The organism is Streptomyces sp. NPDC051677, assembly GCF_044453465.1.
Taxonomy (GTDB): Bacteria; Actinomycetota; Actinomycetes; order Streptomycetales; family Streptomycetaceae; genus Streptomyces.
In genome coordinates, this window is the sequence record NZ_JBITCT010000006.1 from 122,338 (window position 1) to 144,095 (window position 21,758).

General features: G+C 70.4%; 19 protein-coding genes. 14 read left to right on the plus strand and 5 right to left on the minus strand.

The genetic code is table 11. The features are described from left to right. Positions 1-40 precede the first annotated feature (40 nt). Positions 41-1,681: an ABC-F family ATP-binding cassette domain-containing protein gene (locus tag ACIBAF_RS09110; RefSeq protein WP_399462499.1), complete on the plus strand. Its 1,641-nt coding sequence runs from the start codon at positions 41-43 to the stop codon at positions 1,679-1,681. A 46-nt stretch (positions 1,682-1,727) separates the two neighbouring features. Here ACIBAF_RS09110 and ACIBAF_RS09115 read toward each other — a convergent pair whose 3' ends face one another. After that, entirely contained in the window at positions 1,728-2,654 is a 927-nt protein-coding gene (locus ACIBAF_RS09115) for a pyridoxamine 5'-phosphate oxidase family protein (RefSeq protein WP_399462500.1), read from the minus strand. Between the two features lie 477 nt (positions 2,655-3,131). Here ACIBAF_RS09115 and ACIBAF_RS09120 point away from each other — a divergent pair, with 477 nt between their 5' ends. The 3 genes from ACIBAF_RS09120 to ACIBAF_RS09130 are packed head-to-tail and all read left to right on the plus strand — an operon-like array spanning position 3,132 to position 6,514. After that, positions 3,132-4,025, plus strand: a complete 894-nt coding sequence (locus tag ACIBAF_RS09120) for a helix-turn-helix domain-containing protein (RefSeq protein WP_399462501.1) — start codon at positions 3,132-3,134, stop codon at positions 4,023-4,025. A 60-nt stretch (positions 4,026-4,085) separates the two neighbouring features. Continuing rightward, entirely contained in the window at positions 4,086-4,838 is a 753-nt protein-coding gene (locus tag ACIBAF_RS09125; RefSeq protein ID WP_399462502.1) for a class I SAM-dependent methyltransferase, read from the plus strand. Further along, the gene (locus tag ACIBAF_RS09130) at positions 4,835-6,514 is read left to right on the plus strand and encodes an AMP-binding protein (protein WP_399462503.1); all 1,680 of its coding nucleotides are present in this window, start codon (positions 4,835-4,837) and stop codon (positions 6,512-6,514) included. Before ACIBAF_RS09125 ends, ACIBAF_RS09130 begins: the two co-directional genes overlap by 4 nt. 86 nt (positions 6,515-6,600) lie before the next feature. Here the strand turns inward: ACIBAF_RS09130 and ACIBAF_RS09135 are convergent, their stop codons facing one another. Both ACIBAF_RS09135 and ACIBAF_RS09140 read right to left on the minus strand, forming a co-directional pair. After that, a complete protein-coding gene (locus ACIBAF_RS09135; RefSeq protein ID WP_399462504.1) occupies positions 6,601-7,515 on the minus strand; it encodes an alpha/beta fold hydrolase in 915 nt (304 codons plus the stop codon). Between the two features lie 130 nt (positions 7,516-7,645). After that, entirely contained in the window at positions 7,646-8,188 is a 543-nt protein-coding gene (locus tag ACIBAF_RS09140; protein ID WP_399462505.1) for a CGNR zinc finger domain-containing protein, read from the minus strand. A gap of 251 nt (positions 8,189-8,439) precedes the next feature. Here ACIBAF_RS09140 and ACIBAF_RS09145 point away from each other — a divergent pair, with 251 nt between their 5' ends. From ACIBAF_RS09145 to ACIBAF_RS09155, 3 genes are all read left to right on the plus strand, one after another. Further along, positions 8,440-9,651 (plus strand): acyl-CoA dehydrogenase family protein, encoded by a 1,212-nt coding sequence (locus ACIBAF_RS09145; RefSeq protein ID WP_399462506.1) that lies wholly within the window; start codon positions 8,440-8,442, stop codon positions 9,649-9,651. 110 nt (positions 9,652-9,761) lie between these two features. After that, positions 9,762-11,240, plus strand: coding sequence for an MFS transporter (locus ACIBAF_RS09150; RefSeq protein WP_399462507.1), 1,479 nt, complete (start codon positions 9,762-9,764; stop codon positions 11,238-11,240). Positions 11,241-11,415: 175 nt separating this feature from the next. Beyond that, on the plus strand, positions 11,416-12,663 hold the full coding sequence (locus ACIBAF_RS09155) for a cytochrome P450 (protein WP_399462508.1): 1,248 nt from the start codon (positions 11,416-11,418) through the stop codon (positions 12,661-12,663). A gap of 4 nt (positions 12,664-12,667) precedes the next feature. Here ACIBAF_RS09155 and ACIBAF_RS09160 read toward each other — a convergent pair whose 3' ends face one another. Beyond that, positions 12,668-13,666 (minus strand): NAD-dependent epimerase/dehydratase family protein, encoded by a 999-nt coding sequence (locus ACIBAF_RS09160; RefSeq protein ID WP_399462509.1) that lies wholly within the window; start codon positions 13,664-13,666, stop codon positions 12,668-12,670. Continuing rightward, positions 13,663-14,598, minus strand: coding sequence for a ScbA/BarX family gamma-butyrolactone biosynthesis protein (locus ACIBAF_RS09165; protein ID WP_399462510.1), 936 nt, complete (start codon positions 14,596-14,598; stop codon positions 13,663-13,665). Before ACIBAF_RS09165 ends, ACIBAF_RS09160 begins: the two co-directional genes overlap by 4 nt. A gap of 108 nt (positions 14,599-14,706) precedes the next feature. On the opposite strand from ACIBAF_RS09165, the gene ACIBAF_RS09170 reads away from it, so the two are divergent. The 7 genes from ACIBAF_RS09170 (at position 14,707) to ACIBAF_RS09200 (ending at position 21,704) form a co-directional block, all read left to right on the plus strand. Further along, positions 14,707-15,432, plus strand: a complete 726-nt coding sequence (locus ACIBAF_RS09170) for a ScbR family autoregulator-binding transcription factor (RefSeq protein ID WP_399462511.1) — start codon at positions 14,707-14,709, stop codon at positions 15,430-15,432. Positions 15,433-15,778: 346 nt separating this feature from the next. Then, positions 15,779-16,252: a flavin reductase family protein gene (locus ACIBAF_RS09175; protein ID WP_399462652.1), complete on the plus strand. Its 474-nt coding sequence runs from the start codon at positions 15,779-15,781 to the stop codon at positions 16,250-16,252. Between the two features lie 32 nt (positions 16,253-16,284). Beyond that, on the plus strand, positions 16,285-17,820 hold the full coding sequence (locus ACIBAF_RS09180) for an FAD/NAD(P)-binding protein (protein ID WP_399462512.1): 1,536 nt from the start codon (positions 16,285-16,287) through the stop codon (positions 17,818-17,820). Positions 17,821-17,885: 65 nt separating this feature from the next. Then, positions 17,886-18,734 (plus strand): class II aldolase/adducin family protein, encoded by an 849-nt coding sequence (locus ACIBAF_RS09185; RefSeq protein WP_399462513.1) that lies wholly within the window; start codon positions 17,886-17,888, stop codon positions 18,732-18,734. Positions 18,735-18,794: 60 nt separating this feature from the next. Continuing rightward, positions 18,795-20,156, plus strand: coding sequence for a class II 3-deoxy-7-phosphoheptulonate synthase (locus ACIBAF_RS09190; protein ID WP_399462514.1), 1,362 nt, complete (start codon positions 18,795-18,797; stop codon positions 20,154-20,156). Between the two features lies 1 nt (position 20,157). After that, positions 20,158-20,538, plus strand: a complete 381-nt coding sequence (gene aroH / locus ACIBAF_RS09195) for a chorismate mutase (RefSeq protein ID WP_399462515.1) — start codon at positions 20,158-20,160, stop codon at positions 20,536-20,538. Beyond that, positions 20,538-21,704, plus strand: a complete 1,167-nt coding sequence (locus ACIBAF_RS09200; protein WP_399462653.1) for a prephenate dehydrogenase — start codon at positions 20,538-20,540, stop codon at positions 21,702-21,704. The genes aroH and ACIBAF_RS09200 overlap by 1 nt, the downstream gene beginning before the upstream one ends. The last annotated feature ends 54 nt before the right edge of the window (positions 21,705-21,758 follow it).

Sequence of the window (21,758 nt, forward strand, 5' to 3'; positions counted from 1 at the left end):
GCGACGGCGTCCCCGGACGACCACTAGGATCTACGACCTGATGACTGCCACTCTCGTCGCCAAGAACCTCGCCGCCGGGCACGGCGACCGCTCCCTCTTCTCCGGGCTCGACCTCGTCGTCGCCCCCGGGGACGTGATCGGGCTGGTCGGCGCCAACGGCGCGGGCAAGTCCACCCTGCTGAGGCTGCTCGCCGGGCTCACCGCGCCCGAACAGGGCGAGCTCAGGCTCTCCCCGCCGACCGCGACCGTCGGCCATCTGCCCCAGGAGCCGGAGCGCCGCCCCGGTGAGAGCGTGCGGGAGTTCCTCGCCCGCCGCACCGGCGTCGCCGAGGCGCAGCGCACGATGGACGAGGCCACCCAGGCCCTGGTCGACGGCGCGCCCGGCGCCGACGACGCCTACGCCACGAGCCTGGAGCGCTGGCTCGACCTCGGCGGCGCCGACCTCGACGAGCGCGCCGAGGAGGTCGCCGACTCGCTGGGCCTCGGCGTCGGCCTCGACCAGCTGATGACGTCCCTGTCCGGCGGGCAGGCCGCCCGCGCGGGCCTCGCCTCCCTCCTCCTCTCGCGCTACGACGTCTTCCTCCTCGACGAGCCGACGAACGACCTCGACCTCGACGGCCTGGAGCGCCTCGAACGCTTCGTGACCGGCCTGCGCGCGGGCACCGTCGTCGTCAGCCACGACCGCGAGTTCCTCACCCGCACGGTCACCAAGGTCCTCGAACTCGACCTCGCCCAGCAGCAGATCAACCTCTACGGCGGCGGCTACGACGCCTACCTGGAGGAACGGGACGTGGCCCGTCGGCACGCCCGCGAGGACTACGAGGAGTACGCCGACAAGAAGGCGGCGCTCCACGACCGCGCCCAGACCCAGCGCTCCTGGATGGACAAGGGCGTGAAGAACGCGCGCCGCAAGGCGGGCAACGACAACGACAAGATCGGCCGCAAGTTCCGCAGCGAGGCCAGCGAGAAGCAGGCCGCGAAGGCCCGGCAGACCCAGCGCATGATCGAACGCCTGGACGTCGTCGAGGAGCCGCGCAAGGAGTGGGAGCTGCGCATGGAGATCGCGGCCGCACCGCGCTCCGGCGCGGTGGTCGCCACGCTGCGCGAGGCCGAGGTACGGCACGGCGACTTCCGCCTCGGGCCGGTGTCCCTGCAGATCGACTGGGCCGACCGGGTCGCGGTGACCGGCGCCAACGGGGCCGGCAAGTCGACGCTGCTGGGCGCGCTCCTCGGCCGCGTCCCGCTGGACGCGGGCCACGCGGCGCTCGGCTCGGGCGTCCTGGTCGGCGAGGTCGACCAGGCGCGGCAGCTGTTCCACGGCTCCGAGCCGCTCCTCGACACGTTCCGCGCGACCGTCCCCGACACCGAACCGGTCGAGGTGCGCACCCTGCTGGCCAAGTTCGGCCTGAAGTCGGACCACGTCATGCGGGCGGCGGGCACCCTGTCACCCGGGGAGCGCACCCGCGCCGCCCTGGCGCTGCTCCAGGGCCGGGGCGTCAACCTCCTCGTCCTCGACGAGCCGACGAACCACCTCGACCTCCCGGCCATCGAGCAACTGGAGTCGGCCCTCGACGCCTACGAGGGCACGCTGCTCCTGGTCACCCACGACCGGCGCATGCTGGACGCGGTCCAGGTGACGCGTCGGCTGGAAGTGGCGGACGGCAAGGTGACGGAGCGGTAGCCACCGCACGAGCCCACCCGCTTCCCACGCCGCCGGCAACCGCTCCTCACCGGCCTTGGTCCCGCGGGGCGGGGAGCGGAGGGTTGTACGGGGACGGTGCGGCCAGGGCCCAGCGGAGGGCCGTCGCGCGGCGGATCTCGACCACGCGCTCGACGTCGAACTCGACGAGCTTCAACGCGCCGGGCAGTGCCGCGCTGCGCTGCGGATCCCAGTCGAGCCGGGCCCGGCCGGTCAGCTGGAGCGTGTGGCCCTGCTCCCAGTCCAGGAAGAGCAGCCCGCAGGACGGGTTGAGATGAAGGTTCCCCAACGTCATGTAGAAGGAGTTCCCGACGTAGTCCGGCCAGGAGAGCCGGCGCGCACCGGCGACGGTCACGAAGCCCGGCTCGCCCCCGCGGTGCGAGGCGTCGGCCCCGTGGTCGGGGGAGTGGCTGGCGATGAAAAAGGTGTCCGCCTGTGAGATCCACTGCCGCTGACGCTCGGTGAGATCCGCGCGGACCTCGGCCAGGGGCTGTCCGGGGTCCGCGGCGTCCTCCAGGGGGACCCGCTGCTGAATGTACTTGGGACAGTTGCCGAGGACCTGCTCGGCGCGGACGTGGAGAGCGCCCTCCCGCCGTCGTGCCACGCCGTTCAGCCTGATGCGACGCACGGTGCGCGGTTCGATCGCGAGCATCCCGACGGCGCGCTCGGTGTCGAAGGCGTGCTCGAGGGGGTCGCCGGCCACCGGCACGGCGGCGACCCTGAGGTGGTGTCGGTCGACGGTGTCGGCGAAGCCGACGCCTCCTGTGACGGCGGAGGCCCACACGGCGCCCTGGGCGTCGGCCGCGCCGAGCAGGAGCAGCCGTTGCTGCCTCAGGAAGTGGGCGAACGGGGGCTGGATCACATCGTCGAACATGGGTGAGCCCCACCCCGAGCGGCCCTCGCCGGCCCTCCTCTGTACGGCCTGTTCACCCTGGTGCTGGCGCGGCTTGGTCACGCTGGTCTCCTCGTGTTCCGCGGTTCTCCCCGACCCCGTCCGCTGCCGTCGGCCCCGGCCGGTGGTCGAGACGCTAGTGAGGGCGGAACCCCTCTGGTTGTCGAATCGCGCACCGCGCATGGAGGGGATGCGTCCAGTTCGTCGGGCGGCCCTGCGGCTCGGGGCGGCGGCGGTGGGCCGCATCGACGCAGACAGGGCCGGGTGCGCGCAGTACTCGTGGGGTCACAGAGGGCCATGTTGTTGATCGAGAAACTACCAGTCGCTGTAGAAAACCAGCAACCGGGTATGTTCCAATGGCTCGCGGCGGGACGGATGCAGGGGTGACACCAGCCCATCGGGGTGCGGCGGCCGCAAAGGCGCGGCTGTGGTGAGGCGACGAAGCACCCCCCTGATTCCTGCTCGACAGACGGGGGTTAGTCGATGGCACATGTCGGTGTTCGGAGTTCGGCTCAGACCGTTGTCCACCTCAATGCGGACATGCAGTCCCATGGCTGCGTACAAATCGTCCGCGAGCACGGCGAAGAGCCTCAAGGGACCAGGGCGACCAAACGGTTCGGTGAAGTGCGGGCCCATTTCGTGGAAGGCGGCCCGCGCGAAATGATCCGGCCCAGCAGACTGCTCGAACCGGGCCTGGACGGGTATTTGAGCGTATGTCGCCCGCTGGCCGGCGAGGTGCTGGTGTTCCAGGACGGACGACATGCGTCGGCGCGTGGGGCGCAACTCGTCTGCTACGACAGTTCACGGCCTTACAAAATCATCATGCCGGAGCGGTTCCGTATGGTGATCCTGGTGCTGCCGCATCGTCTGATGGGGCTCACCGCCAAGGACACCGGGACGCTCACGGCGAAGGCCTGGCGCGGATCGCACGGTCTCGGGGCGCTCATGTCCGACCTGCTCGTCGGCCTCGAACAGTACGGCGAGCAGGTCGACACGGGGATCGAACTCCTGGGCGGCAGCGTGGCGGGCCTGGCCGCAGCGCTGTTCGCCGAGCAGTTGCGCTCGATGGCCGAGGAGGCCGGCGCGGCCAGACCGACCCTGATGCTGAGCATCCAGGCGTTCATCCGCGAGCGGCTGGCCGACCCCGAGCTCAGCCCGTCGACGGTGGCCCAGCGGCACAACGTCTCGCTTCGCTATCTGCAGAAGATATTCCACGAGCACAACACCAGCCCCGCGCGCTGGATCCGGGACGAGAGGCTCGCTCGTTGCCGGTCCGAGCTGGCCGATCCCAGGTTCGATCACCTCTCCATCGCGGTGATCGGCGAACGATCCGGCTTTTACGGGGCTTCCCACTTCAGCCGCCTCTTCCGGGACCGGTACGGCGTCACGCCCCGGGAATTCAGGAAAATGCGCGAGGCAGCTCTCAGCAATTGACGCACGGTGCATGTGTTCCATGGTCCGGACGGTTGACAACAGTCATGGAAAGGTAATGCGTTGACCAGCTTTGAATTCCCTGGAGAGTACTACGAGATCATGCGCAGGGGCTTTCGGGACCTCGCCGCGGAAACGGAGTTCCTCGCCTCCCTCGCACCGGCCGGCGCGCGCGTGCTCGATCTCGGCTGCGGCACGGGCGCCAACCTTCGCGAGCTCGGTGCACGGGGCTACTCCTGCCTGGGAGTGGACCAGAGTGCACGTTTCATCGACTATGCGCGCAACGCCGGCGGCGAGGGCGTCGAGTACGTGCACGACAGGGCCGAGGCTTTCGTCTGCGATGACCGGTTCGATCTGGTCTACAGCCTCTTCATGACGCTGAACTACCTGCCGCGAGCCGAGCTGCGGCCGGTTCTCCGGAAGATGCGGGACCTGCTGCGGCCCGGCGGCCATGTCGTCCTGGAATTCGGTCATCTGCTGAACTTCGTGGAGAGCTACCAGCAGCACACGGTGGCCCACCACCGCGGTGACGGGGTGCTCATCACCCGGCTCGCCCGGCAGTCGATCAACCCGCACGCGGCGAGCTGGCGGAACGAGGAGACCCTTCTCGTCCGTGAGGCGGACGGCCGGGTCGCCATGTACGACAACTTCTTCGACCAGGCCGTCCTCACCGGGCCGGAGGTGCGAGAGCTGTTGGCCGACGTCGGACTGACCATAACCGCCGAGTTCGGCGGTTTCCGGAAGGAACAGGCGCCCGGCCACGGACGCGGCCCGCTGGTGATCGTGGCGACCGCGGCGGGGGAGAGCTCCAAATGACGACCTCCGATCTCTCGTTTCTCGACGGCGGTCCGGCCGTCGAGCCGACCGTGGCCCATCTCGGTGCGGCGCTCGTCCGTGCGGCGCACGACTCAGGCGCCGAGGAACGCATCAGGTTCATCCGGCCGGACGGCAGCGAAGCGGCGAGCACGTACCGGCGCCTGCTGGACGAGGCCGCGCGCATGCTCGCCGGCATCCGCGCTGCGGGCGTCCTTCCCGGGGAAACGATCATTCTCCAGGTGGGCGACGACCCGGAACTGCTGGCCGCCTTCTGGGCGTGCGTCCTGGGCGGCTTCGTCCCCATGCCCGTCAACGCCGGCGCCACCGCCGAGCAGCGCGCGGACGCTCCCGAGCTGCTGCGGCGGGTCTGGCACGGCTACGGCAGGCCGAGGGTGATCACCGGCGTCGGCCAGGAGCTGTCGCCCGAGGTCACCGCCGATCCGAACTGGGACGGCGCCTGGTTGAAAAACACGTCCGAACTGCTCGCGCACACACCGGATATGACCTGGCATCAGGCCGACCCGGACGACCCGGCCGTGCGGCTGCTCACCTCGGGCAGCACGGGTGTGCCCAAGGCGGTGGTGCTCAGCCATCGCAACGTGCTGAGCCGGACGGCGGCCACCGTCCAGGTGAACGGGCTCAGCAGCAGGACCCGCACCTTCAACTGGATGCCCCTGGACCATGTGGGCGGTCTGGTCATGTTCCACGCCCGTGACGTCTACCTCGGCTGCCACCAGGTGCACGCCCGCTTCGCGTGGGTGCTCGGCGATCCACTGCGCTGGATCGCCGCGATGGACCGGCACCGTTCGGACACCACCTGGGCGCCCAACTTCGCCTTCGGGCTCATCAACGACCAGGCGGAACGGCTCAACGAGCAGTCCTGGGACCTCAGTTGCCTGCGCTACATCATGAACGGCGGCGAAGCCGTCCGCAGCGGTGTGGTCCGTCGGTTCCTGGAACTGCTCGCCCCCTTCGGGCTTCCGTCGGACGCCATGTACCCGGGCTGGGGCATGTCGGAGACCTCCGCCGGAGTGGCCGACTGCGAGTTCTCCGTCGCCAACGCCGGCGACGAGCGCTATGTGCCCGTGGGGCGGCCGCAACCGGGCACCTCCCTGCGGGTGGTCGACGAGCGCAACGAGCTCGTCCCCGTCGGCGTCACCGGCAGACTGCAGGTCACCGGTGCCTCCGTGACCGCGGGTTACTACCGCAACCCCGAGCAGAACCGGCAGTCGTTCACCGCCGACGGCTGGTTCAAGTCCGGTGATCTCGCCTACATCCAGCACGGGATCCTCACGGTGACCGGGCGGGCGGACGACGTCATCCAGCTCGACGACGTCACGTACCACGGCCACGAGATCGAAGCCCGGGTGGAGGAACTCGACGTCGTCGTGCCGTCGTACACCGTGGCCTGCCTGGTGAGCGGGGAGGACGCGGAGCGCGAAGAACTCGCGGTCTTCTTCCACCCGCGCGACGGCGTGGCCGTCTCCGAGGCGGAACGCCTGGTCCGCGACCGGGTGGCGGACGCGTTCGACGTCGACCTGGCGCACGTCGTGGCGGTCACCAAGGAGGACGTCCCCAAGACCGGGATCGGCAAGCTGCGCCGGGCGCAGCTGCGGGAGCGGTTCGAGGTATCACGGGACGCGGACCGCGCCGACGCCTTGGCGCGGCGTTCCTGACCGGTCCCTGCAGAGGGCCCGACACGCAGGCGGTGGCGCCAGGGGGAGGGTTCCCCTGGCGTCGCCGGTCTGTTTCCGGGGCCGGCTCAGCGACCGGCCCACCCGCGAGGTTCGGCCATGGCGGGGGCGGTCGCCGGGAGCTTGCGGCCCAGGAACTCCCTGACCAGGTCGGCCGTCTCGGCGCAGTGCGTCTCCAGCGGGAAGTGCCCGGTGGGCAGCAGATGGACCTCTGCCTCGGGCAGGTCGCGCCAAAAGGCCCGGGCGCCTTCGGGGCCGAAGATCTCGTCGTGGGCTCCCCAGACGGCGAGCAACGGAACCCGGCTGCTGCGGAAGTACTCCTGGAAGAGCGGATACGCCTCCAGGTTCGAGGCATAGTCACGGATGAGCCGGAGCTGGATCGCGGTGCTGCCGGGGCGCCGTAGCGCGGCCGAGTCGAGATGCCAGGCGTCCGGGTCCAGCAGACTCTCGTCGGACACTCCGTGGGTGTACTGCCAGCGGATCCCCTCCGGGCTCAGGGCCTTGCGCAGGGGGGCCTCGGTCGTGGGGTTCGGGTCGGCGAGGTAGGCGTGGACGGGGCCCCAGAACTGCGGGAGCAGGCCTTCCCGGTAGGCGTTGCCGTTCTGCGTGACGATCGCGGTGACGCGCTCGGGGTGGGCCGTGGCCAGCCGCCATCCGATCGGCGCACCGTAGTCGTGGACGTAGAGGGCGAAGCGCGACAGCCCCAGCCGCTGCGTGAAGTCGCCCGTGATCGTGGCCAGGTTGGCGAAGGTGTAGTCGAAGTCCTCGGCGGACGGCCGGGCGGAGTGACCGAAGCCGATGTGGTCGGGGGCGATCACCCGGTAGCTCCCGGCCAGGCGGCTCATGAGGTCGCGGAACGAGCGTGAGCTCGCGGGAAAGCCGTGCAGCAGGAGGAGGACCGGTGCGTCGGGGGAGCCGGCCTCGCGGTAGAAGACGTCGAGCCCGCGCACGCTGACGGTGCGATGACGGATATGCGGATCCATGGAACCCCTTTGCTGTGAGCGTGCCCTGCCGTCCTCTGCCCTGCCCTGCCCTGTCCTGTCGTGCTCTGCAGTGCGCTGCCGCGGTCGTGCGCCGGCGCCCGTCGTGCCGCCGCCGTAGGCCCGTTCGGACTCAGGTGTGGCGGGTCCGCGCGTAATGCCGTGCCGCCTTGGCGCGGTTGCCGCACAGGGCCATGGAGCACCAGCGGCGGCCGCCGTTGCGGGAGGTGTCGAAGAAGTACCGGATGCAGTCCGGCTGGTCACACAGGCGGATCCGGTCCGCAGCCGTGGCGAGCAGACGCAGGTAGTCGCGGGCCGCGGTCCATGCCGCGCCCCAGGCCGGATCCTCGAACTCGGTGGCCTCACCGGGCCCTTCGGCGCTCAGGGTGGGCCTGATACGGCCGTGTGCCAGGACGTCGTCGACCTGCCGGGCCGCGGCGGCGGAGCCCGGCGTGGTGACGGCGGCCGACAGCGCCTCGCGCGCGAGGAGAACCGCCTCGAGCGACGCGGTGTCAGCGGGGAAGCGGTCGGCCAGGCCGTGGCCGGCCAGCCATACGTGCAGGCCGCCGGGCGAGTCCAGCAGGTCTTCGTCCCGACCGTGCTCCTTCCAACGGGTGTTCAGCAGGTCGAGAGCCAGGGGCTCGCCGACGAACGGACGCGGGTCGGTCTCGGTCATCGCAGCATCCTCCATCCGATCCGGTTCTAACCCCTCAAGCATACGTGACCGGTTGCAAGGAGAGATTCCTAACCTGTAAAGTCCGTTTCGTTGGTTAGTCGGATCGGTGTGTGCGGACGTACCAAATCGCGTGCGCGTTCACACGAGAAGCGAGAGGCCACCGTCCATAGCGTGAGGGCGGCGCGAGATCGGCCGACGGCCTGTCGACGCGCCCCGACGTCAGACGAGCACGCAGGCACAGGAGGGTTTCCATGACTGTTACCGAGACGCTGAGTCCGGCCATGGGCGGCGAGCAGGCCCCCGTCTCCGCGCAGGAGATCCTGGCGCGGGCGCGGGCCGCGGCCCCGCTGCTGCGCGAGCGCTCCGAGGACATAGCCCGCACCCGGCGCCTTCCGGACGACGTCGTCCGGCTGGTGCGCGACACGGGCGTCTTCCGCATCGGAATGCCGAAGGAATGGGGCGGCCCGGAACTCACCTTCGCGCAGCAGACCGAAGTGATCGAGGCGCTCTCCTACGGTGACTCCGCCGCCGGCTGGTGCGCCATGATCGGCATGGACACCTGGATCTACGCGGGCTACCTGGACGAGCTGGTGCTCAAGGAGATGCTCGCCAACCCGGATGCGATCACCGCCGGTCTGATCTTCCCGGTCGGTCGTGCCGACCGGGTCCCCGGTGGCTACCGGGTCAACGGCCGCTGGCCGTTCGGCAGCGGCGTCACCCACGCCGACTGGGTCGTCGGCGGCTGTGTCGTCCACTCCGACGGCGAGCCGGAGCCGGGTCCGGGCGGCGCGCCGGTGAACTGGCGGCTGATGCTGGCCCGTCGCGAGGAATTCGAGACGGTGGACACCTGGCACACCCACGGTCTGGCCGGCAGCGGCAGCATGGACTACCAGGCCACCGACCTGTTCATCCCCGAAGAGCGCTCGTTCGACTTCACGAATCCGCGGGGATCCGGGCCGCTCTCCGCCCCCGACGCCTTCCTGGGCAATGTGCCCGGGGTGCCGCTGGGCGTCGCCCGCGCGGCACTGGACCACGTACGCGAGCTGGCGGCCGATCGCGTCGAGCGGGCCACGGGCACCCCCTGGTCGGACAGTTACCGCGTGCAGACGACCATCGGCCAGGCCGAGATGGAACTCTCCGCGGCCCGCTACGCGGTCTACGGCACGTTGAACGACCTGTGGAGCCGGCTGGAGGAGGGGGTGCAGCCGACGCGCGACCAGCAGGTCTCCTCGGCGCTCGCCCGCGTCAACGCGTTCCGCACGGCCCGCTCGATCGTCTCGCGGCTCTCCGACCTCGTCGGAACGGCCTCCATCTACCAGACCTCTCCGCTGGACCGCTGGCTGCGCGACCTCCACACCATGTGCCAGCACATTCTCGCCCAGGAGCAGATCGTGCAGTCGGCGGGAGCCCATCTCCTCGGCGGCACGCCGCAGGCGCCCTTCCCCCTCGGGCTCAAGGGATAACCCGGACACGGTGACGGCGGTCGGTGCAGCGGGGCGAACGTCCCGCTCACCGGCCGCACCGCCGGCATCGGACGCAAAATGACCGGCAATTGACTAGATGAGGACAGTTCATGGCAACTTCCAGCGAAGTAGAAGTCGACGCAGTAGGCACAGGCGGAGGAAAACCGGACGGGACCAAGCCCTGGGGATTCCGCGAGTGGGGCCTGCTCGTCAGCGTCTGTGCGGCATTCTTCCTGGACGCCCTCGACAACATCATGGTCGGCATCGCAGTTCCGCCGATTCAGTCCGACCTCGGCATGAGCACCCAGTCCGTGCAGTGGGTCGTGAGCTCCTACGTCCTGGGATTCGGCGGCTTCCTGCTGCTCGGCGGACGCATGGCGGACATGCTGGGCCGACGCCGCATGTTCCTGATGGGCGTCGCCGTCTTCGCCGTCGGATCGCTCGTCGGCGGTGTGACCAATGACGGTCTCGTCGTGATCGTAGCCCGGTTCATCATGGGCATCGGGGCCGCGTTCACCGCCCCGGCCAGCCTGTCCATCATCATCACCAACTTCGCCGAAGGCCCGCAGCGCAACCGCGCGGTCGGCATCTACACCGCCTGCGGCGCGGTCGGCTACTCCACCGGCGTCATCGTCGGCGGCGCGCTCACCGAGATCAGCTGGCGCTGGACCTTCCTGCTCCCGGTGGTCGTGGCGCTCATCGCGTTCGGCGGCGCGCTGGCACTGGTGCCGCACGACCCCCGCACCGACCGGAGCGGGAGCACGTTCGACGTCACCGGCGCCGTCACCGTCACCGCGGCGATGCTGCTCCTCGTCTACAGCATCGTCGAGGCGCCCGACGCGGGCTGGACCTCCCCGCGCACCCTGGGAACGTTCGCCGCGTCGGTGGTCCTCCTCGCCGTCTTCGTGGCCGTCGAGCGCCGGGCGGTCCAGCCCCTGCTGCGTCTGGGTCTGCTGCGCAACCGCGCCCTGGTGGGGGCCAGCCTGGTCGCCGCGGCGATCCTCGGCACCTACATGAGCTTCCAGTTCATCGGCGGCCTCTACCTGCAGACTTTGCGCGACTGGTCGCCGATGGAGATGGCCCTGGCCTTCCTGCCCATCGGTCTGCTCATCATGACGATCGCCCCCCGGGCCGGAAAGCTGATCTCGCGCTTCGGCGTCCAGTGGATGATCTTCGCCGGCTTCGTCGCCTACACCGCTTCGTACCTGCTCTTCCTGCGGATCGACGAGACGTCCTCGTACCTCTGGGTGATCCTTCCGAGCATCCTGCTCATCGGCGTGGCGTTCCCCTTCTCCTTCCCCGCCGCGAACGTCCAGGCCACCACCGGCGTCGACGACTCCGAGCAGGGACTCGCGGCGGGCGTGCTGCAGACGGGCTACCAGGTGGGTGCGGCGATCGTCCTCGCGATCGTGACCGCCACGATGTCGGTCGAGGAAGGGGCGAAGGACACGACCGCGACACTGGACGGCTACCACTCCGGCCTCTACGTCGTCACCGCCATCTCCGTCCTCACCACCCTCCTCACGCTCGGCGCGGCGCTGCGTGCCTCGGCGCGACGCCGGCCGGAGGGCGCGGCGGCGATCCAGTAGCGAACGCCCGCCGATCGGACGGGCCGGAGTTCTGCCCCCACCCCCGCGCGCGGAACGGGGTGGAATTCCGGCCCTCCCGGCGGCACCGAAAATGCCCAGCGGGCAGTGATCGAATCCGGCAGAGTTCACTTTCCCGGGCGGACGGGACCGACCCGGTGAGACCTGGAGATGACCGATGGACCGTAGTGGGCTGTGCCCCTTCGTAATGGACGCCGGCGGGCGCGACATCCATGGTGAGATCGCCCGGATACGCAGCCTGGGACCCGCGGTGCAGGTGGAGCTCCCGGGCGGGGTGACGGCCTGGTCGGTCACGGACTACGACCTGATCCGCAGTCTTCTCCTGGATCCGCGCGTCTCCAAGGACGCCTATCAGCACTGGCCTTCCTGGATCAACGGCGAGATACCCCAGGACTGGCCCCTGGCCATCTGGGTGTCCGTCCAGAACATGGTGACCGCCTACGGCCCCGACCACACCCGTCTGCGCAAACCGGTGGCCGCGGCCTTCACGCAACGCCGGGTCACCGCGCTGCGCCCGCGCATCCAGCAGATCACCGACGAACTCCTCGACGCCCTGGCCGCCGAGCCGCCGGGCCGACCGCTGGACCTGCGCGAGAAGTTCGCGCACCCGCTGCCGAACCAGGTGATGTGCGAGCTCTTCGGCATCCCCGCCGCGTACCGCTCCGCACTGCACGGGATCATCAAGGGCTTCTTCCGTACGTCCGCGTCCGCACAGGAGGCGCAGGCCAACGGCTATGCCCTGTACGCCACCCTGTCGGAAGTCCTCGCGTACAAGCGCGAGAACCCGGGGGACGACCTCACCTGCGACCTGATCGCCGCGCGGGACGAGGACGGCGCGAGTCTCACCGAGAAGGAACTGGCCGACAACCTCATCCTGCTGTTCACGGCCGGATACGAGACCACCGTCAATCTGCTCGACCACGCCGTGTACGCCCTGCTGCACCACCCCGAACAGCTCCGCCTCGTACAGCAGGGGGACGCCGACTGGGACGACGTGATCGAGGAGACGCTGCGCTACGAAGCCCCCGGCGCCCACTCGATCCTGCGCTACGCCGTCGAGGACCTGGACCTCGGCGAGGTGGTGATCCCCAAGGGCGACGCGATCATGATCTCCTACGCCGGGGCGGGCCGGGACCCCGCGCGGCACGGTGACACCGCGGACCGCTTCGACATCACCAGGCCCGGCCGCCGCGACCACCTGTCGTTCGGCCACGGCGTCCACTACTGCCTGGGCGCGCCGCTGGCCCGGCTGGAGGTGTCGATCGCCCTTCGCTCCCTGTTCGAGCGTTTTCCGGCGCTGGCTCTCGCCCAACCCGGCCGGCCGGCCGAGGCGCAGGAGTCGTTCATCTCCAACGGCCACCGGGAACTACTGGTCCTCCTGGACCGGGAGACCGCTGCCGTCTGACGGCTCAGCCGGCCGGCCGCGCGGCCGACTCCGGCCCGTGCCGGGCCGCCACGGCGGCCCGGTACCAGGCGGCGTACGACGCGAAGCGCTCCGGAAAACCCGGACCCGGGTCGGCGCCGACGAGCTTCCACAGGGCCGAGCTCTCGTACCAGTGGTCGACCGCGAGCAGCGACAGCCGGCGCGCCCGGGCGGGGTCGTTCCGGGCGTCGAGCAGGTCGAGCGCCCCGTCGTGGGAGACGTTCCCCTGCGGGAGCGGCAGGTGCAACGCCCGGGCCACCGCGGTGACCACGTCCCGGACCCGCACCGGGTCGGGGTGGTTCGCGTGCAGGACCCGGCCGGCCGGCAGGGCGCGGAGGCGGGCCAGGCGGGCGACGGCGTCGGCCAGATCGTCGACGGCGATCATCGAGACCCGGGCGCGACCCTCGTCCACCCAGTGCGGGACGCGGCGCAGCATCGCCACGAGGGAGGGCACCACCCAGGTGTCTCCCTCGCCGTAGACCATGTGCGGCCGCAGGACGAGGCCGCCCGCCGAGAGCACGCTCTCCTCCGCGGCGAGCCGCGTGATGCTGGTGGGGGACACCGGGGCGGGCCGCAGCAGCGACTCCGTCTCGCCCCGGTGGGGCCCGTCGCCGTAGACCGCGGCCGTGCTGAGGTGGATGATCCGCCGGACGCCGGCCCGGGCCGCTTCGGCGAGCAGCGCCCGCGTGCCCTCGACGTTGACGGCACGGCAGCGCTCCATGTCCGCGCCGACCTGCGCGGCGAGATGGACGAGCGTGTCCACTCCGTCGCAGACGCCGCGCAGGGAGTCCGCGTCGCACAGGTCGCCGTGGACGGTCTGCCCCGTCGCGCCGGCCGGCGCCGTGACCCCCCGGTCATGGACCAGCAGCCGCACGAGAGCGCCGGGCGCGGCGGCCTCGGCGGTGAGGAGCCGGCGGACCACGTGGCCGCCGATGAATCCCGCTCCTCCGGTGACCAGCACGGTCGGCCGGGTCGCGCGGGTCATGCCGACTTCCTTCCCGCGTCGGTCAGGGAGGCGGTGAAGACGGGGTGGCCGTCCTGACGGCCGGTGACCCGGACCGACCGGGCGCCCGGGACCATGGCGGGGACGGTGTGCGCTTCGATCCAGCAGGGCGTGGCGAATTCCGCGTAACGGTGGAAGTCGATGGTGAACGACGCGGGGTAGAAGGGCTCCGGCGAGAGCAGGGCCGTGGCGGCCTGGTGCGCGGCGTCCACCAGGAGCATGCCGGGATAGTGGTCGGCCGCCCGGCCGAACAGGGTGGCGTTCCCGGTGTCGCCCCGCAGCCGCCAGCGCCCCGGTTCGCGGGTGGGCGCCAGCGCGACGTGTACGGGATCCGTCCGGCCGACCAGAGCGGGCGCGACGGGTATCACCGGCGCCGCCGACCCGGCCGGGGAGACCGCACCGCGGAGCCGGCGGTAGGCCTGCGGGGTGGAGATGCTGAGCCGGCCGCCGCCCGTGGCCACCGTACGGGCGCCGTGCCGGACGGTCATCCGGCAGTCGGTGGCCGTCAGCCGCAGGCCACGACGCCGTATGTCGGAGCAGACGACGTCCAGCCGCAACTCGGTCGCCGTGCCCGTCACGTCGAGGTGCTCGGGGTGGGACCGGTAATGGAGGTCTCTCATGAGGAAGTGGTGTTCGAGCGGGACGGCGAACTCCGTGTGGGACAGGAGGATCGCGGCCTGCCGCAGCGTCTCGACGATCAGCACCGGGGCGTGCTTGCCCTGTAAGGGGACGAAGAACTCGTGGGCATGCGGCCAGTTCGCCGTCACCGAGAAGCGTTCGTCGTCCAGGCGCTGCCAGTCGGTCAGCAGAACGTCGTCGACGCGCGGTCTGTGCACCAGCTCTTTGGGTAACGCTCCGGCTCCGCCCACTGCGTCGACGGCCTGCCGGCCGCAGGCCACAGGTGTCCAGCTCATGGCTCCCCCTCGTGACACGAGCATGGAGAGGCCTGTCCCCCCTCGGGGAAAGATACGTGCTTAGCGGTATGGTTTCAATCAAGTTTGAGTCAGTAGGAGATGGTGCTCGTGGCCCAGCAGGAACGTGCGATCAGGACTCGGGAGCTGATCCTGGAGGCGGCGGGGGCGGTCTTCGCCGAGCGGGGATACGACGGCGCGACCATCTCCGACGTCTACTCACGGGCCGGGCTCACCAAAGGGGCGTTCTACTTCCACTTCTCCTCGAAGGAGGATCTGGCCGAGGCGATCCTCGAGGTCCAGGTGGACCGGGGGACCTACCCCATCGTCCGGCGTCAGCTGAAGCTCCAGGAGTTGGTGGACGCCGGGTTCGTCTTCGCGCACCGCCTCATGCACGACCAGATGCTCCAGGGCAGCGTCAGCCTGTCGTTGGAACGGGGCGCGCATCAACTGGACCGCCGACGACCGTTCCTGGCCTGGATCGAGCACAATCTGGCCGGTCTGACCGAGGCGAGCGAGCAGGGGGAGCTGTACCGGAGCGTCGACCTGCAGGAGACCGCCGAACTCCTCGTGGCCTCCTTCTCCGGGATCCAGTTGCTGTCCCATGTGCTCTCCGACCGCAGGGACATGGCGCAGCGGCTGTCCGTGCTCCTGATGCAGCTGCTGCCGACCGTCGCGGTCCCGGCCGTGCTCGCGCGACTCGACCTGACCGCCGAGCGCGGCGCCCGGGTGCTGGCCGAGGCGGAGGCTCTGGCTGCGGCCGCCGCAGAGAGCGCCGACGGCGACGGCGACGGCGACAGCGGCAGTGGCTCCGACTCGGGCTCAGGCTCCGACTAGAAGGCTTGCCCGGGGCGCGGGCCCCGGTATCGGTCAGAACATGCACGGCGGTATTTTCCTCCCGAGGCGTCCCCTGTTGCCCGCCGTGCGGCAGCCGCGCGCCTGCTCGAAGTGACAGCCGGCGGGTCTCCGCCGGCTCTTTCGCGTATGTGCCACGACCGTCGCCGCAGGCGTGTACGGGCTAATTCCTGTGCGCGCCCCCGCAAAACTGCCACCCGGCCTCTCTGTAACGTCTCCGGCATCGAACCGGTGCGTATCTTAAATTCCCCGGAGAGGACCAGTCATGGGTGACCTGTCAGCAGCGAATCATCCGCCGGTTGCCGTGACGGACGATCTGCGTTCCGTCATGCGCAATTTCGCCTCCGGTGTGTGCGTGGTGAGTACTTTCTCCGACGCGGATTCGACTCGACGGCACAATGCTCTGACGATCAACTCACTGACCTCCGTCTCATTGACCCCGCCCCTGGTTTCGCTGAGCATCCGCCGCGATTCCACGTTTCTGGACGATCTGATGGAATCCCGGGTCTGGGCGCTCTCCATCCTCGACGGCGGCGCCGAAGACCTGGCCCGGATCTTCGCCCGCCCCGCGGCGGACCGGATGAAGGCCCTCAGCAGCCTGCCCGCGGAGCCCGGCCGACAGACCGGCGCCCTGCTCCTCGACTCCGCGGCCTGGATGGAGTGCCGATACCGGAACCACCTGGTGGCCGGCGACCACCTGCTGATCGTCGGAGAGGTCGTCGGCGCCGGCGTGAACGACTCCCGGTCGTCACTCATATTCCTGCACGGGGAATTCCACCGTATGGACCGGAACGCGATATGAGCGGACCGGAAGAGCTGCGGATGAGAGAGCATATGTCTGGAATATCGATCGGTGTGGTCGGAGGTGGTGCGTCTGCGGTATGCCTCATCGACGCACTGGCCCAGGCGCAGGGCGGACCGGGCAGCATCACGGTGTTCGAGCCGTCGCCGAATTTATGGCGAGGCCGCGCCTATCAGGTCGACGTCGAGACCATCAAGGTGAATGCGCCGCCCGACGACATGTCCGTACGCGTGGGGGACCTCGGTCATTTCGAACGCTGGCTGGAGATTCGCGAGCGCATTGTCGAGGACTTCGACAGCGCCGACCCCTATTCCGGGGCGCGCTTCGCACCGCGGACCGTCTACGGCGAATATCTGGAGCAGTCGGCCTACACGGCCCTGGGAGAACTGCGCCGGCAGGGCTGGCGGGTCGATCTCGTCGGCGCCGCGGTCACCGGGGCCCGGCGGACCGCCGACCAGGTGCTGCTGAGCACGAGCAACGGCCACGCCGGCGCCTTCGACTACGTCGTTCTGTGCGTGGGCGGTGACAGCCCCAAGGACGCCTACGGCCTCACCGGCGCACCGGGATTCATCGCGGACCCGTACCCGGTGTCGCACCGCCTGTGGGACATCGGCCCGCGGGAGGACGTGGCCGTCATCGGCAGCGGCCTCACGGCCGTCGACATCATCCTCGCCCTCGCCGCTCAGGGTCATCAGGGCCGGATCAGCCTGCTGTCGAGGCGAGGGCTGCTGCCCGGCGTCCGGCAGCGTCCGGCCGCCTTCGAGCCGCGCCATCTCACGAAGGAGCGGATGCGGTCCCTCGCCGGGCGGCGGAGTGAGCTGTCACTCGCGGAGTTCGCGGACATCGTGAAAGCCGAACTGCGCGACGCCGGCGCGGACCTCGACGCGGTGTACGCCGAGATCATGCACGCCGACCGGGAAGCGCCGGTGGACCGCCTGCGACGTCAGTTCGCCGCCGTGGGCTCCACGGACCCGGGTCTGCGCATCCTGCAGCGCGCGGTGCCCGACATCGGCCCCGACGTGTGGCCGCTGCTCAGGGAACAGGACAAGGCCGAGCTTCTGCGCTCCCACTACCGGACGGTCATGAGCCTGTGCTGCCCCATGCCGCCGAGCAGCGCGTCCCTGATGCTGCAACTCGTCGACGCGGGCCGACTGGACGTCCGTTCCGGCCTGCAGAAGGTCGCGGCACGCTCCGGCGGCGGCTTCGAGATGATCACCGCGGACGGGACGTCCCTGGCGGCGGACAAGGTGATCAACGCGGTCAACGCTTCCGAAGGCCGGATCCCCACCGGCGCGCTGCCGCTGGTGACCACCCTGACGCGCAGTCACGCGGCCGTCCGCCACCCCCACGGCGGGCTGAACCTGGCCCGGGCGACCAGCCGGCTCATCGCCGACGGCGCCCAGGACCCGCGACTGTACGGGCTCGGCAACATCGGCTCCGGCGCGCTCTTCTTCACGTTCGGAGTCCCGTCGCTGGTGGACCGCGGTGAGGACATCGTCGCCGCCATCCTGCAGCACGCGGGCGCCGCGAACACCGCCCGGCCGGCGGACGTCCTGCTGCCCGCCTAGCGCCTCCCGTACCGACGAGATCCCCCCGTTCCCGGTCAACACCGGCCCAGAGAGAGGGAGTCACCATGACCACCATGATCACGCCGACCGACACGACCGACACGACCGACACGACCGCCGAGACCCGTGCGGCGTACCTCGCGGACACCGCGACCGGTCTGCCGATTCCCGGTGAGCCGGTCTTCGACAGCCCGGAGGAGACCCGGCGGCATCGGAAGCAGCGCCTGGCCGCGGCCCTCCGGCTGTTCGGCAAGTACGGCTTCGGAGAAGGGATTTCGGGTCATATCTCCGTCCGGGACCCGGAGTATCCCGACCAGTTCTGGGTCAATCCGTTCGGCGTCTCCTTCAAGCAGGTCCGCGTCGCCGATCTGATCTGCGTGGACGCCGAAGGGCGGGTCGTCCACGGAAAACACCGCGTCAACCCCAGCGCCTTCGTCATCCACTCCCAGATCCACGAACTCCACCCCGGAGCGACCGCGGCCGCTCACGGCCACACGGCCCACTCCCGCGCCCTCGGCGCGCTCGGCCGACTGCTGGAGCCCATCGACCAGGAATCGGCCGCCTTCTACGGACGGCAGACCCTGTACGAAGCCTACGAAGGGCCCTCCGTCTCCCTCGAGCAGGGGCGCGACATCGCGGAGCAGCTCGGCGACAACCGCGCCATCCTGCTGCGCCACCACGGCCTGATCACGGTGGGCGGCTCACTGGACGAGGCGGTGCACTGGTTCTTCACCTACGACAGCTGCGCCCAGGTCCAGTTGCTCGCCCTCGCGGCCGGGACCCCGAAGACGTTCACCCATGAGCAGGCCACGGCGGCGGGCGACGGATTCGGCGACGCCCAGCTCGGCTGGTTCAGCTTCCAGCTGCTCTGGGACGAGATCGTCGCCGAGCAGCCCGACCTGCTCGAGGAGTGAGCGTCCGACCCACGCCCCGGCGGATCTCGTGCCCCAGGTGGAACAGATGAAGGACACCCCATGATCTCTCAGCAGAACCCCCCGGTGCAGTCCTGGCGAGGCCTGCCCGCCGCGCAGCAGCCGACCTGGCCCGATGAGCACGCCCTCGGCACGGTGCTCACCGACCTCGCGGCCGCACCGCCCCTCGTCTTCGCGGGCGAATGCGACCAGTTGCGCACCCGGCTGGCCTCGGTGGCACGCGGGGAGGCCTTTCTCCTCCAGGGCGGTGACTGCGCCGAATCCTTCGACGCCGTCTCCGCCGACCAGGTCCGGGACAAGGTCAAGACGCTGCTGCAGATGGCAGCGGTGCTCACCTACGCCACCTCCGTGCCGGTGGTCAAGGTGGGCCGCATCGCCGGCCAGTACTCCAAGCCGCGCTCGCAGCCCACGGAGCGGCGTGCCGGAATCGAGCTCCCGGCATACCGCGGCGACGCCGTCAACAGCCTGGAGTTCACCCCCGAGGGCCGCACCCCCGACCCCGAGCGCCTCAAGCGCATGTACCACGCCTCCGCCGCCACGCTGAACATCGTCCGGGCGTTCACCACCGGCGGCTACGCCGACCTGCGGCAGGTGCACGACTGGAACCAGGACTTCGTCGCCAACTCTCCCGTCGGCGAGCGGTACGAGCGCCTCGCACGGGAGATCGACAAGGCCCTGGCGTTCCTCAAGGCCTGCGCGGCAGAGCCGACCGAGTTCCGCTCCACCGAGTTCTTCTCCAGCCACGAGGCGCTGCTCCTCGACTACGAGTCGGCGCTCACCCGGAAGGACTCCCGTACCGGGCAGTGGTACGACGTGTCCGCCCACCTCATCTGGATCGGCGAACGCACCCGGCAACTCGACGGCGCCCACGTCGAGTTCGCCGCGCAGGTCCGCAACCCCGTCGCCGTGAAGCTGGGGCCGACCGTCGGCGGGGACGAGGCGCTGGCGCTCATCGACCGACTGGACCCGGACCGGGAGCCGGGCAGGCTGTCCTTCATCACCCGGATGGGAGCGGACAAGGTCCGCGACGTCCTTCCCGCGCTGGTGGAGAAGGTCACGGCGTCCGGCGCTCAGGTCGCCTGGATCTGCGATCCGATGCACGGCAACACCTTCACCGCTCCCAGCGGCCACAAGACGCGCCGGTTCGACGACGTGCTCGACGAGGTGAAGGGCTTCTTCGAAGTCCACCGCGAACTGGGCACCCACCCGGGCGGCATCCATGTCGAGCTGACCGGCGAGGACGTCACCGAATGCGTGGGCGGCGGCGCCGAGGTACGCCTGGACGACCTCGCTCAGCGCTACGAGTCCGCCTGCGATCCGCGCCTCAACCGCTACCAGTCGCTGGACCTGGCCTTCCAGGTCGCCGAGTTGTACCACCACCGCCGAGCGCCGCTAGGAGAGTGAGATGACAGTGCGCGCAGTACGGGGCGCGGTCCAGCTCGAACGAGATGACAGAGACCACCTGGTGGACAGCACCAAGAGCCTGTTGAAGGAGATGCTCGACGCCAACGGACTGGAGCAGCGGGATCTCGTCAGCGTGATCTTCACGGCGACGCCCGACCTGCACAGCGAGTTTCCCGCGGTGGCCGCCCGGGAGTCGGGCATCACCGACACCCCGCTCATGTGCGCCCAGGAACTCGACGTCGCCGGAGCACTGCCGCGCGTCGTACGCGTCCTGCTGCACGCCGAGACCGACCGGCAGAAGCGCGACCTGCGCCATGTGTACCTGGGCGGCGCCGCCGCGCTGCGCAGCGATCTCGCCGGCACTGCCGAGGAGGCCCGGTGATCCGTACGGCAGCGGTCGTGGGCACCGGCCTGATCGGCACCTCGGTGGCCCTCGCGCTCACCCGCAGAGGAGTGCACGTCCATCTGCTCGACGCGGACGAGTCGGCGGCCCGCACCGCCGCCGCGCTCGGCGCGGGCACCGTCGGACCTCCCACGGCGCCGGCGGACATCGCCGTGCTGGCCGTGCCGCCCGGCAGCGTCGGCGAGGTGCTGGCCAAGCAGCAGTCGAACGGGCTGGCCCGCAGCTACACCGACGTGGCCAGCGTCAAGACCGGCCCGGAGCGGGACGTGTTCGCCCTGGCCGACCCGTCCTGCTACATCGGCGGACACCCCATGGCGGGGCGCGAGCTGTCCGGTCCGCTCGCCGCTTCCGCCACGCTCTTCGAGGGGCGCTCCTGGGTGCTCACCCCCACCCCGGACACCGCCACGGAGACTCTGAACCGGGCGCTGGAAGTGGCGTCGCTGTGCGCGGCGGTTCCGGTGGTCATGGAGAGCGCCGCCCACGACCGGGCGGTCGCCCTGGTGTCCCACACCCCCCACCTCGTCGCCTCCTTGATGGCGGCGCGGCTCGAGCACATGCCTGAGGACGCCTCGCAACTCGCCGGCCAGGGCGTACGGGACGTCACCCGCATCGCCGGGGGCGATCCGCGCCTGTGGGGCGACATCCTGGACGCGAACGCCACGGCCGTCGCCGATGTGCTGCAGGAACTCGCCGTGGACCTCACGGTGGCGGTGTCGGCGCTGCGGGGCCTGGCCACCGACAACGCCGACGAACGGGCGGAAGGGCTGATGCTCGTCGCCGACCTGCTGGGTCGCGGCAGGAAGGGCCGTGAGCGGGTGCCGGGCAAGCACGGGGAGAAGCCGTCGCACTGCGCGCCCGTGCACGTGCTCATCGGTGACCAGGCCGGTGAGCTGGCCCGCCTGTTGGCGACCGTGGCGGAGTTGGGCGTCAACGTCGAGGAGGTGTCGATCGACCACTCGCCGGGCGAGCGCAGCGGGCTGGTCGAACTCCTGGTGGAACCGGCCTCGGCCGTCCGGATGGCCCGCCGGCTCGCCGAGTACGGCTGGACGGTGCAACGGGCCCCCGGCCACCGCGATGCCCCGGCCGTTCCCGCACCCGAACCTGCCCCGCCCACCGGCCCGCTGCTGGCCGGCACGGCCGGCTAGCCGTCTCCGGGCCCCTGCCCGGAGCTGACCACCGACGACGAAGGAGAAGCCGTG

Excerpts from the sequence above, each read along its gene's own strand:
- ACIBAF_RS09135 (WP_399462504.1), bottom strand. The coding sequence starts at position 7,515 with ATGGATCCGCATATCCGTCATCGCACCGTCAGCGTGCGCGGGCTCGAC.
- ACIBAF_RS09185 (WP_399462513.1), top strand. The coding sequence starts at position 17,886 with ATGACCACCATGATCACGCCGACCGACACGACCGACACGACCGACACG.
- ACIBAF_RS09130 (WP_399462503.1), top strand. The coding sequence starts at position 4,835 with ATGACGACCTCCGATCTCTCGTTTCTCGACGGCGGTCCGGCCGTCGAG.
- ACIBAF_RS09175 (WP_399462652.1), top strand. The coding sequence starts at position 15,779 with ATGCGCAATTTCGCCTCCGGTGTGTGCGTGGTGAGTACTTTCTCCGAC.
- ACIBAF_RS09155 (WP_399462508.1), top strand. The coding sequence starts at position 11,416 with ATGGACCGTAGTGGGCTGTGCCCCTTCGTAATGGACGCCGGCGGGCGC.
- ACIBAF_RS09110 (WP_399462499.1), top strand. The coding sequence starts at position 41 with ATGACTGCCACTCTCGTCGCCAAGAACCTCGCCGCCGGGCACGGCGAC.
- ACIBAF_RS09180 (WP_399462512.1), top strand. The coding sequence starts at position 16,285 with ATGTCTGGAATATCGATCGGTGTGGTCGGAGGTGGTGCGTCTGCGGTA.
- aroH (WP_399462515.1), top strand. The coding sequence starts at position 20,158 with ATGACAGTGCGCGCAGTACGGGGCGCGGTCCAGCTCGAACGAGATGAC.
- ACIBAF_RS09165 (WP_399462510.1), bottom strand. The coding sequence starts at position 14,598 with ATGAGCTGGACACCTGTGGCCTGCGGCCGGCAGGCCGTCGACGCAGTG.
- ACIBAF_RS09190 (WP_399462514.1), top strand. The coding sequence starts at position 18,795 with ATGATCTCTCAGCAGAACCCCCCGGTGCAGTCCTGGCGAGGCCTGCCC.
- ACIBAF_RS09140 (WP_399462505.1), bottom strand. The coding sequence starts at position 8,188 with ATGACCGAGACCGACCCGCGTCCGTTCGTCGGCGAGCCCCTGGCTCTC.
- ACIBAF_RS09150 (WP_399462507.1), top strand. The coding sequence starts at position 9,762 with ATGGCAACTTCCAGCGAAGTAGAAGTCGACGCAGTAGGCACAGGCGGA.
- ACIBAF_RS09145 (WP_399462506.1), top strand. The coding sequence starts at position 8,440 with ATGACTGTTACCGAGACGCTGAGTCCGGCCATGGGCGGCGAGCAGGCC.
- ACIBAF_RS09120 (WP_399462501.1), top strand. The coding sequence starts at position 3,132 with ATGCAGTCCCATGGCTGCGTACAAATCGTCCGCGAGCACGGCGAAGAG.
- ACIBAF_RS09160 (WP_399462509.1), bottom strand. The coding sequence starts at position 13,666 with ATGACCCGCGCGACCCGGCCGACCGTGCTGGTCACCGGAGGAGCGGGA.